The organism is Daejeonella sp. (genome assembly GCF_046590655.1).
GTDB lineage: Bacteria > Bacteroidota > Bacteroidia > Sphingobacteriales > Sphingobacteriaceae > Daejeonella.
In genome coordinates, this window is record NZ_JBKJUM010000100.1 from 51102 (window position 1) to 61453 (window position 10352).

The window sequence follows — 10352 nt, forward strand, 5'->3', positions numbered from 1 at the left end:
CGATTGTCTGAATTAAGATTTATAGGATTGTAGAATTCACAGGATGTTGGTCGGAGATGCATTGTATGAAACATCCATTTACTTAACTTCGCTTAATGAAACTATTGTTCGTAGCTGCTACCCTTCCCGAAGTGCAACCTTTACTGTCGGCACTCCAATTGAATACAAATTCGGAAGGAAAACTTATTGGCAAACATCTCGTGAAGGTTCTTATCACGGGTGCAGGTATGGTACCTACTGCATTTTCTTTGGGAAGGCATCTGGCAGAAAATCAGTATGATCTTGCAATAAATCTCGGAATTGCAGGAACTTTCAATTTCGATCTGAGTCTTGGAGATGTATGTTTAGTTAAAGAGGACACATTCGCCGAGCTGGGTGCGGAAGATGGTGAAGAATTCCTCTCGCCCGATAATCTTAATTTGGGATCCGCAACGCACACACACAATCCGAAACCTGATTTTGCGCTACCAGAACTAAAAGAAGTGTGCGCCATCACTGTAAATAAAGTACACGGTCATGAACTGTCTATCGCCAGGGCTATTGCTCGGTTTAATCCTCAGATAGAAAGTATGGAGGGTGCTGCGTTTTTTTACGCCTGTAATCAATCGGGTGTTCATTGCATACAGATTCGTGCAATTTCGAATTTCGTGGAGCGGCGCAATCGCGAAAAATGGGATATTGGGCTTGCAGTAAATAAGCTCAACGATGTCATGATTAATCTGCTTAAAGGATGAAACTGACCCTTGGATTCTCACCCTGTCCAAACGACACTTTTATTTTCGATGCCATGATCCATCAGAAAATAGATACCGAAGGTTTAAGCTTTGAAGTGACTTATGAAGATGTGGAAACGCTGAATCAAAAAGCCTTTAGTGCTGAGCTAGACATAACAAAGCTGAGTTATCATGCATACGCATATCTTACTGATAATTACGTGTTGCTTGACTCAGGAAGCGCGCTTGGCTTCGGTGTTGGCCCGCTGTTGATTTGTAATAACCCTGAATATCTTCAGGAAGGCATTGAGAGCCTTGCCTCTCGTATAAAAGGCCTTAGATTAGGAATCCCTGGCAAATATACTACAGCAAATTTCCTCCTGAGCCTTGCATTTCCTGAGGCAGGGAATAAGATTGAATTAAAATTCTCAGACATTGAACCTGCTCTGCTGAACAACCGCATCGATCTAGGGGTAATAATCCATGAGAACCGTTTTACCTATGAAGATAAAGGCCTTTTAAAAGTTGTTGATTTGGGAGAATATTGGGAAAAGTTAACTGCTTCTCCAATTCCGCTCGGCGGCATTATGATCAGGCGTAAGCTTCCTGAGGAGATCAAACAAAAAGTTAACCGCATCATAAAACGCAGTGTACAGTTCGCGATTAAAAATCCGTTGTCGGGTCTCAATTTTATACGTTCACACGCACAGGAAATGAGTACAGAGGTAATGTATAAACACATCGAACTATACGTTAATAAATATTCTGTCGATCTGGGAGATGAAGGCCGTAGAGCTGTGAACATCTTTTTTGAAGAGGCATTGAAAAAGGGCATTATCCCTAAAACAAATCAGAACTTATTTTTATAATACATCACAATGATCATTATTACGGGTGCAGCAGGATTTATAGGAAGTTGCCTGATTCAAAAACTAAATGATGAGGGATATTATGACCTTGTTTTGGTAGACAATTTCCTTGACGTGGACAAAAACAGAAACTTTGAAGAAAAACGCTTTTCGAAACAGATAGATAGAGATATTTTCCCCGCCTGGCTTAAGGAAAATCAGCTTCTTGTACAATTTGTCTTCCATATTGGTGCGCGTACAGATACAACGGAATCGGATGTAAATATTTTCAACCGTTTGAACCTGGAATACACTAAAGATATTTGGAATATTTGTGTGGAGTTTGGCCTTCCGCTGGTATATGCTTCCTCTGCAGCAACCTATGGTCTGGGTGAACATGGTTATGATGACGATGAATCTAAAATTCCTGAACTGACACCTTTAAATCCTTACGGGGATTCCAAGAATGATTTCGACAAATGGGCAATCAACCGGGAAAGGAAACCATATTTCTGGGCGGGCTTAAAATTTTTCAATGTCTACGGACCGAATGAATATCATAAGGGACGTATGGCCTCTGTTATTTTCCACACCTTTAATCAGATCAGGAAAACAGGGCAAATGAACCTTTTTAAATCCCACAATTCTGATTTTAAAGATGGTGAGCAAATGCGCGATTTCGTATATGTAAAGGACGTTGTAGATGTTTTATATTTCTTTATGCATCACCGTAAGGATTCGGGTATATACAATCTTGGATCAGGAACAGCGCGGACTTTCCATGATCTCGCCACAAACACATTTAAAGCCCTTGGGGAACCGGTTAATATTTCGTTTGTTCCAACCCCGGAAGATATTCGCCAAAAATATCAGTATTTCACAGAGGCAACCATGGATAAATTGAAATTAATAGGGTACTCCAAACATTTTCACACTTTGGAGGAGGGGGTTGATGATTACGTTAGGAATTACCTGGTTAAGGGCGCTTATTATTAAATTGTAAAGTGTGTCTTGTTTTAAGCGCACAGTGTGCCCCGCGGGCGGGCTTGGATCAATCACAACTCCTCCCTCAAACTCCCCGTATTCTTAACACTTAGCCTTGAAGAAATCGCCGAAGCAACGAGTGATACTGTCAACACAGTTCCTAAAACAAGTATAAAGTCCGTCCCTTTTAAGACCACCGGATAAGACTCGACAAGGAAGCTGGCACCTGACATTTTGATAAAACCAAAATATTGCTGGAACAGGCAGAATAATAAACCGGCAATCATTCCAAAAAGGCAGCCAACCATTGAGATCATCATACCCTCGATAAAAAAAATCCCGCGGATGAGACTGTTGTTTGCTCCAAGACTGCTAAGTATAGCAATGTCTTTGGTTTTATCGATAACCAGCATTGTTAAGGAGCCTATGATATTAAAAATAGCTATAATAAGTACGAAGGTCAGGATCAGAAATATAGCCCACTTTTCTGAATTCAGAATCTTGTACAGCAGCTGGTTTTGCTGGCTCCGGTTTTTTACGACAAAGTTTTTACCAAGATTTTCGGAGATTTCTTTTTGAAAATCTTCTACATAAATATCTTCTTTTGTATTTATTTCTATCAAAGAGACCTTACTTTCCTCTCCCAATAAACGACGGGCAAAGTCAATAGGTACGAGCATCATATTATCAAATTCCTGCTGAACAGAAAACACACCGGCGGGATGGATAGACATGATATTAAACTCGTCGGCGGGGTTTAAAGAACTCGCTGCACCTTTGCGGGGCGAATAAATATCAAGATTCCTAAACTCATCATTCAGATTCACCGACAGATAGTTTTGAATAGCAGATCCGATTACCGCGAAACCTTCGCCCTGATCTCTCAATGTAAAACTGCCGCTGGAAATGGCAGAATCAATACTGACTTTTCCTTTGGTATAATCGCCGCTTACTCCCTTTACCAGAGCAATGGACTGGCTTTTACCATATCTTATAAGTGCTTTTTCCTGCAAAACTTCGGTATAGTTTGCAATGCGGTCATCATTCTTCAATTTGAGGAATCGTGAGTCCATAGGTTCAAATGCCTTGCCTTCCGCTGCCTCAATCCTAAGTTCAGGGCTAAAGGTGTTATACATCGACAGCACAATATTTTCAAAACCATTAAACACAGAAAGAATGATAATCAGCGCTGCACTTCCTACAAAAACACCCAGAATAGAAATGCCAGAAATGAAGTTTATTGCGTTAACCGATTTTTTAGAAAAAAGGTATCGCTTAGCTATGTAGTAAGAGGTGTTCATAGAGGAAGCTAAGATACTATTCAGTTACCAGTTGCCCGCTATCAGCCCATAGCCATCGGCTTGCCAGTCAACATGGCCTAAACGTTTGGCCTGGTAACTGGCAACTGGTAACGATTGACTCAATTAGTGTAAGAGTTTCTTCATTGGATAATGACGAACCGGGATAAACAAATCAGGTTAAAAAGGGATTAAACTGTTTTTCATAGCCAATCGTAGTAGATTGGCCATGTCCTGAAAAAACCCTGCAATCATCCGCCAAAGTAAAAATCTTTTCGCGAATATTAGTGATCAGCTGATTGTGGTTACCTCCTGGCAGATCCGTGCGCCCTATACTTTGATAGAACAAAACGTCCCCGCCTATTAGAAATTTAAACTCTTTGTTGTGAAAGCAGAGATGCGCGGGCGAGTGGCCGGGGCTAAATATCAGATCAAGTGTGCTATTACCAAACTTTACTGTGCCGGCTTCAGGTAAATACTTTTCAGGGATAGGAGAAACTTCATATCGGATTCCCATTTGCGGGGCATACGAAACCACTGCATTTAAAACCGCCTGTTCGCCCTCGTGAAACTGTGGAAGTAGACCATAAGTATCGTAAATAAATTTATTGCCTAACACATGATCAATATGGCAATGTGTGTTAAGAAGCAGTACTGGTTTTAACTTTTTTTCAGCTATGAACTTCAAAACTTCATTTTGCTCGTCGCCGTCATACATTCCGGGATCAATGATGGCACATTCCAGCGTTTCGTCATATAACAGATACGTATTTTCCTGGTATGGATTGCAGACAAAGGTTTGAATGTTAATCATAAGTTCAAAAATACCAAAATCCTGCTGTTTTGTTAAATTAGTTGGTCGCCCGCCGGCAGGTAGGCAGATTGGATGTTGGTTGCCTGCCGGCCGGTAGGCAGGTTGGTTGGATGGATAGTGCCAGATTCCTATTTCACTACGGCGTTTTCACGTGTAAGTCGGTAGATCATAATAGCAGCACGTTGGATCAGGTAAGGAAACTCTTTCAGATTTATTGTTTCTCCCGGTTTATGAGCGCCGCCTCCTGATGCTCCCATTCCATCTAGTGAGTCCACATACTTGGCAATGTCAGAAATATCTCCCGCACCTCGGGAGCCAGGATCGCCTGCTTTCGTCGCGCCAATGCCCATATCCCTGCTAACGCCATCCAGGAAATTCACAAGCCGGTAGTTACCTTCTGTGGGTTCCATAGCGGGCAGGCCATCAGAAAATGAAATACTGGATTTGGTTCCGTTGAGGCTTTGGCTGACAATCGTGCGCATCTTTTCTCTAGCCTTATCCCGTTGAGCCTCTGAGATAAAACGAAGGTCGCCTGCTACATATGCTGCCGGCGAAATAATGTTTGTTTTGCCAATCGCCTCTACTTTCGCCGCTGAGGGGTCAATCTTTATCTCAGAACCACCGCTCATTAAACCAGCATTAAATGTCAGGTATTTCTCGTTGGCTAGCTGAGTACGGAATTCGTTAATAACACGTGCCGCTTCATAGATTGCGCCATATCCGGCGCCTTCACTAAAAACACCCGCCGAGTGCCCGGTTTTAGCTTCGACATTCAGCTTCCAGCCCCCAATGCCCCTCCGTGCTACAGCAACGGTATTTAAACCTGCAGCACCCTCAAAGCCTAATGCAATATCGGTTGTCTTTGCACGGTCAATAAAATCCTGCCTCGCAACCTGATGCGGAACACCTGAGCTTTCCTCATCACCAGTGAAATAAGCTATTATATGTGTGTTCTTAAGTAGGCCAAGCGCTCCAAGGGCCTTCAAAGCGCCAATCATTACCACGTTGCCGCCTTTCATATCATTAACACCCTGTCCGGTGGCAGTTGAGTCATTCAGCTTTGTATAGGGCGCGAAAGCCATGTCGAGTTCAAATACCGTGTCGAGGTGACCAATAAGGAATAGTTTCTTGCCCTGCGGCCCCTTTACAGTTGCGACGAGATGCCCTGCACGTTTTAATGAATCAGGCAATATAATCCATTCAGTCGCAAACCCAATCTTGTCAAGCTCCTTCCTATAAACTGCGCCTACCTTTTTAACTCCTTCAACATTCAGAGTTCCGCTGTTAATATTTACAGATTCTATAAGTAACTGCTCAGATTCTTTTAAATGAGCATTAATGTATTCGATAATCTTCTTTTCTTCGCTGTTTAGCTGGGCTAATGCCGAACTGCTGATAAAGACAAATAGTACCAGGAACAGATTTTTCATTAGTTTTTCCATTTAAAAGATTTTATCATAACATCAATATCCTTTTTAACAAAGTCGAGAACGGGCTGGATTGAGTCTAAACGAGGTTGTTCATTAAAATATAAAGCACCTCTAAGATAGTTTTTTGTGCTATCAGTTAGAAAAAATTGTACAGACGAAGCTGTATTACCGTCAATTGAATAATACACCCCGTAAACGTTACTTTCAGGATATGAAATAACCCCTTCATCGATAGCTGTTGCTTTCACGGTATGTTTAAAAGCAAATGTCCGTGCATCTTCCACCAACCGGTTGAATTGCTGCCGGGAGCTTACAGCCTGATAACTTAGATGAATTCTACCGTTGAATTCCGGATAAGCAATGTCCAGCCAACAGGGCTTAGCGTCCCTTTGCATGTCGGGCAATACTTTTGCATAAACAGGATAATCAAAAGTGTAGGGGCAAATACTGCTGTAGTTCTGGTATTTTTTTTCAGGAAATTTTATGTTGAAATAGCCCCTGGGTTTGGGGGAATAATCCTGCGTACACCCTGCAAAAAATATGCTCAATGAAAAGAGGTAGAATATTCCTTGCTTTTTCATCATTTCAGCTATTCCATATCTCCCATGACTTCTCAGCCTGGAGATGGAGCATTTCAAGCCCGTTTTTGATACTTGCCCCTTTTTCTCTACCGCGCTTTAGAAACTCGGTTTCAGCCGGATTGTACACAAGATCGTACAACAGATGCCCGGACGTTAACATCTCATAAGGTATCACCGGACACTCTTCAATAGTTGGAGCGGTTCCCAGGGGAGTTGTGTTGATTATTAGCAAGCGCTCTTTCATCACATCTGTCGTCAACTGTTTGTATGATAGCTGTTTTCCAATAGCACTGCGCGAAACCAGGCGGTAAGAAATGTTTAGTTTGTTCAGCACATAGGCTACGGCTCTGGCCGCGCCACCGTTCCCCAAAATTAGTGCCTTTTGATGTTGCTTCTTAAGCAATGGTTTCAGAGATTCTTCAAAAGCGAAAGCGTCGGTATTATAGCCTTCCAAACGGACTTTCATGGAAGATAGCTCACCACTAAAAAATGCTTCGACTGGTTGATGGTTAACAATTTTTATACAATTTACAGCGTCAATCTCGCGGGCAGCCGGATCAATCTTATCGAGGTAAAACATTACGCCGATCTTGTGTGGCACAGTCACGTTCAGGCCGCACAAACCATGGGTATTGTTAATAAGCTCTGGAAGGTCGCTTAAATTTTGTAGCGGGTATAGTTCATATTCACGATCTTCATGGCCTTCCTTCGCAAATTTATCTGAAAAGTATTTCTTCGAAAATGAATGCGAAAGAGGATACCCTATCAGTCCGTATTTCTTCATTGCACAGTTTTTTTCCTAAGATTATCGTTTCAGAAGCAATTTCACTTATAGATTGAGAAAATGATCGAATGTATCACTTCTCAGACCTAATCTTAAAGTTTCGACAGGAATAACTTCGGCAGGGGCAATGTTTCCAAGGTTTACATTGGAGCCAATCAGCTTTATAAACCAAACCTGCTGTGCCTTTTGCGGTGCTTCCCATATTATAGTTTCAGCTGGTATTTGAGTAAGTATCTCATCAATCAGGCCCTGTCGAACCTCTCCTGAATCCCTAAAAATACCAACGTTACCTGCCTCTCTGGCTTCGGCTATCACCTTCCATGCGCCGGCCTCAATTTCAGCACGCATCAGATTTATCCACTTATATGGGGCCAGAATTTTAGCGGCATCTTTCGAACCAACTTCCGAGATAACTGTCACTTGTTCGCTCAATGTCCTGATATACTCACACTTCTCTTCGTGAGCAATCTCAATAGATCCGTCAGACACTTCAGCAAGTTCCATCCCATATTTATCAAGTATGCGGCGGTAATCATCGAATTGGTTTCTTATTATGAATGCCTCAAACAAAGTGCCTCCGAAGTACACTGGAATACCCGCGTCTTTATATACTTTTAATTTTTTTTCCAGATTAGGTGTTACGTAGGATGTAGACCATCCTAATTTTATTATATCTGAGTGGGGGCCAGCAACTTCAAGAAAATCTTCGGCTTCACGCACACTTAACCCCTTATCCATAACCATCGTAAGCCCGTTAACACGGGGCTTTTCGGTACGCTCAGGAATGTTCTTTAATGTATAATTCATTTATTTTGATTGGTTTTGGATTCTAGTTTGAACCTGCATTCTAATTAAATCCTAAAGTAGTGCGGCTCATTTTTCAAGTGCAAATCTCCAAAAAAAAATCAAAACCTAAAGCTTGAATATTTTATTGTGTTTTATCGTGTGTAACGGTTTATTATATCAACAATAACCTTGTTCTCGTGAAGCTGTGGCAGGTATTCGAACAATATGTGATGCTTCTCGGGGTCAGTATTAAGTGCCGTCTCTAGGTAGATCAGAGCCTCGCTGTATTCACTTGAGGCAAAAAGGTAAGCCACCATTCGGTAATAAAGTTCGGCTGCATCCGGATTATTCTTTATGCCTTCCGAAATAACTTCAATTGCAGATGAAAGCTTATCCTGTTCAAAAAGTATGGACGAATAATCAAGCCAGGCTTCGATGTCAACAGGATTTAGCTCCAGCACTTTCTCATAAGCTTTTTCGGATTCGTCAAGCTGTTTAAGTTTATATTGTGCATCTGCAATAGCAAACCAGTAATCGGCATTCTTATCGTCTAAATCCAGCGCTTTTTTATAAAAGTATAGCGATTCGAAATAGCGTTCTTCAAAATCAAGCGTTACCCCTATGCCAAACCAGGCATCCGACTGAGCAGGATCAAGTTTAACCGATTTCTTATAATACGAGCGTGCTTCATCCATCCGCTCCAGCTTTTCATAGCATTCCCCGATAGCGCAGTATGTGTCTCCGCTTGGCGGCTCATACTCAAATGTCTGCTTATAAACATCTATGGCTTCGCTGTAGCGATCGAGATGTACCAGTGCATTCCCCTTGTTAAAGTAAGCTGAGGCAAAGTTATCTTTGATAAGAATTGCATAATCATACGCATCAATGGACTTTTCATATAGATCCATTTTATTGAATGCGTTACCCAGATTATACCAGGCAGCATATGAGTAAGGTTCATTATCGATATACTGCTCATAGAACTTGATGCTCTCTTCCTGCTTGTCCAGCACATCATAACAAAATGCAAGTTCGTATAGCGCATCCTGATTCTCCATGTTCTGCTGTAAACACTGCTTTAGATAATTCACCGAGCTCTCATAGTCGCCGATACTTTGGTATACATAGGCAATATGCAGTAAGATCTCGTCAGTAGCTTCAGCGAGACCTAGTGCTTTCTCGTAATTTTCAAGGGCTTCCTCATGCCGTTCCAACCCTTCAAAAATATTACCTCTGATCGTGTAAATGTCAGCTTCGGAAGGCTCCAATGTTTCAGCCTTTCTCAGTGATTCGAAGGCAAGATCGAACTGGTTGGTAGCCACATAAAGCTGGGCTTGTTTTATAGAGAAAACCGCCGCAAAAGGGTGCTGGCTAATAGCATACTCTGTAACCTGTAATGCTTTTATGGGATCATTCTTCTCAATATAATACTCAATTATGCTTTCAAATGCCTGTGCATCAAAAAAATACTGATCCTGGTTACGGATCATCTCTTCATATCTTTCTACCGAAAATCTGGGATCTTCGGAAAAATCAAACTCAAAATCTTCTTCCATCCTAAAATACGATTAAGAACGTTCACCGGTCAATACGTTAAAATTGTACCGGATTTATTTCTAACAATTTAAAGCTAATCGCTAATTCTTGGGCTTTTATTTTTCCACATCCTGACACCCTTAGCTCTAATCATCTGAAAATAAATTACTAAGACTGAAAAAATATGAAAACCTACAGCAGTTTATCTGCCTTAATAGAAATGCTTAACTTTGACAAAAATACGAAATTTTATGCAATTCGACATTAAGAAGCTTCTTCAGAACCTTGGGATACAGGAAATTAATGAATCCAGCAGCACCGGAAAGCAATGGAATAGCAGTACTCTGGCTAAAGCTGAAGCAATATTCTCGCCAGTAGACGGTAAGGAAATCGCTTCTGTGAAATTTGCCGGTCTTGTAGAATATAACAGTGTGATAGAAACAGCTGAAAATGCATTCAAAACCTGGCGGATATGGCCATCCCCCAAGCGCGGAGACGTTATTCGTCAATTTGGCGATGCGCTGCGCGAGAAAAAAGAGGATTTGGGGAAACTTGTTAGCTACGAAATGGGGAAAAGC

At 41.6% G+C, this 10352-nt stretch carries 11 protein-coding genes; 4 read left to right on the forward strand and 7 right to left on the reverse strand.

The features are described from left to right. Window positions 1–95 precede the first annotated feature (95 nt). The 3 genes from mqnB to rfaD are packed head-to-tail and all read left to right on the forward strand — an operon-like array spanning window position 96 to window position 2557. Window positions 96–734, forward strand: coding sequence for a futalosine hydrolase (gene mqnB, locus ACLL8Z_RS09730; RefSeq protein ID WP_411274586.1), 639 nt, complete (start codon window positions 96–98; stop codon window positions 732–734). Further along, entirely contained in the window at window positions 731–1582 is an 852-nt protein-coding gene (locus tag ACLL8Z_RS09735; RefSeq protein WP_411274587.1) for a menaquinone biosynthesis family protein, read from the forward strand. Before mqnB ends, ACLL8Z_RS09735 begins: the two co-directional genes overlap by 4 nt. 9 nt (window positions 1583–1591) lie before the next feature. Next, complete coding sequence (gene rfaD, locus ACLL8Z_RS09740) at window positions 1592–2557, forward strand: ADP-glyceromanno-heptose 6-epimerase (protein WP_411274588.1); 966 nt, start codon at window positions 1592–1594, stop codon at window positions 2555–2557. A gap of 59 nt (window positions 2558–2616) precedes the next feature. Here the strand turns inward: rfaD and ACLL8Z_RS09745 are convergent, their stop codons facing one another. The 7 genes from ACLL8Z_RS09745 to ACLL8Z_RS09775 form a co-directional block, all read right to left on the reverse strand. Then, window positions 2617–3846 carry an FtsX-like permease family protein gene (locus ACLL8Z_RS09745; protein WP_411274589.1) on the reverse strand — a complete coding sequence of 410 codons (1230 nt, stop codon included), beginning with the start codon at window positions 3844–3846 and terminating at the stop codon, window positions 2617–2619. Window positions 3847–4018: 172 nt separating this feature from the next. Continuing rightward, a complete protein-coding gene (locus ACLL8Z_RS09750) occupies window positions 4019–4657 on the reverse strand; it encodes an MBL fold metallo-hydrolase (protein ID WP_411274590.1) in 639 nt (212 codons plus the stop codon). Between the two features lie 128 nt (window positions 4658–4785). Further along, window positions 4786–6087, reverse strand: coding sequence for a M20/M25/M40 family metallo-hydrolase (locus tag ACLL8Z_RS09755; protein WP_411274591.1), 1302 nt, complete (start codon window positions 6085–6087; stop codon window positions 4786–4788). Beyond that, on the reverse strand, window positions 6087–6671 hold the full coding sequence (gene gldD, locus ACLL8Z_RS09760) for a gliding motility lipoprotein GldD (RefSeq protein ID WP_411274592.1): 585 nt from the start codon (window positions 6669–6671) through the stop codon (window positions 6087–6089). The genes ACLL8Z_RS09755 and gldD overlap by 1 nt, the downstream gene beginning before the upstream one ends. A 1-nt stretch (window position 6672) precedes the next feature. Continuing rightward, window positions 6673–7452, reverse strand: coding sequence for a shikimate dehydrogenase family protein (locus ACLL8Z_RS09765; RefSeq protein WP_411274593.1), 780 nt, complete (start codon window positions 7450–7452; stop codon window positions 6673–6675). A 45-nt stretch (window positions 7453–7497) separates the two neighbouring features. Then, window positions 7498–8259 carry a phosphosulfolactate synthase gene (locus ACLL8Z_RS09770; protein WP_411274594.1) on the reverse strand — a complete coding sequence of 254 codons (762 nt, stop codon included), beginning with the start codon at window positions 8257–8259 and terminating at the stop codon, window positions 7498–7500. 131 nt (window positions 8260–8390) lie between these two features. After that, on the reverse strand, window positions 8391–9794 hold the full coding sequence (locus tag ACLL8Z_RS09775; RefSeq protein ID WP_411274595.1) for a tetratricopeptide repeat protein: 1404 nt from the start codon (window positions 9792–9794) through the stop codon (window positions 8391–8393). A 231-nt stretch (window positions 9795–10025) separates the two neighbouring features. Here ACLL8Z_RS09775 and ACLL8Z_RS09780 point away from each other — a divergent pair. Beyond that, window positions 10026–10352: aldehyde dehydrogenase family protein (locus ACLL8Z_RS09780; RefSeq protein WP_411274596.1), on the forward strand; the 327-nt coding region annotated here is incomplete at its 3' end.

Excerpts from the sequence above, each read along its gene's own strand:
- mqnB (WP_411274586.1), top strand. The coding sequence starts at position 96 with ATGAAACTATTGTTCGTAGCTGCTACCCTTCCCGAAGTGCAACCTTTA.
- ACLL8Z_RS09735 (WP_411274587.1), top strand. The coding sequence starts at position 731 with ATGAAACTGACCCTTGGATTCTCACCCTGTCCAAACGACACTTTTATT.
- rfaD (WP_411274588.1), top strand. The coding sequence starts at position 1,592 with ATGATCATTATTACGGGTGCAGCAGGATTTATAGGAAGTTGCCTGATT.
- ACLL8Z_RS09745 (WP_411274589.1), bottom strand. The coding sequence starts at position 3,846 with ATGAACACCTCTTACTACATAGCTAAGCGATACCTTTTTTCTAAAAAA.
- ACLL8Z_RS09750 (WP_411274590.1), bottom strand. The coding sequence starts at position 4,657 with ATGATTAACATTCAAACCTTTGTCTGCAATCCATACCAGGAAAATACG.
- ACLL8Z_RS09755 (WP_411274591.1), bottom strand. The coding sequence starts at position 6,087 with ATGAAAAATCTGTTCCTGGTACTATTTGTCTTTATCAGCAGTTCGGCA.
- gldD (WP_411274592.1), bottom strand. The coding sequence starts at position 6,671 with ATGATGAAAAAGCAAGGAATATTCTACCTCTTTTCATTGAGCATATTT.
- ACLL8Z_RS09765 (WP_411274593.1), bottom strand. The coding sequence starts at position 7,452 with ATGAAGAAATACGGACTGATAGGGTATCCTCTTTCGCATTCATTTTCG.
- ACLL8Z_RS09770 (WP_411274594.1), bottom strand. The coding sequence starts at position 8,259 with ATGAATTATACATTAAAGAACATTCCTGAGCGTACCGAAAAGCCCCGT.
- ACLL8Z_RS09775 (WP_411274595.1), bottom strand. The coding sequence starts at position 9,794 with ATGGAAGAAGATTTTGAGTTTGATTTTTCCGAAGATCCCAGATTTTCG.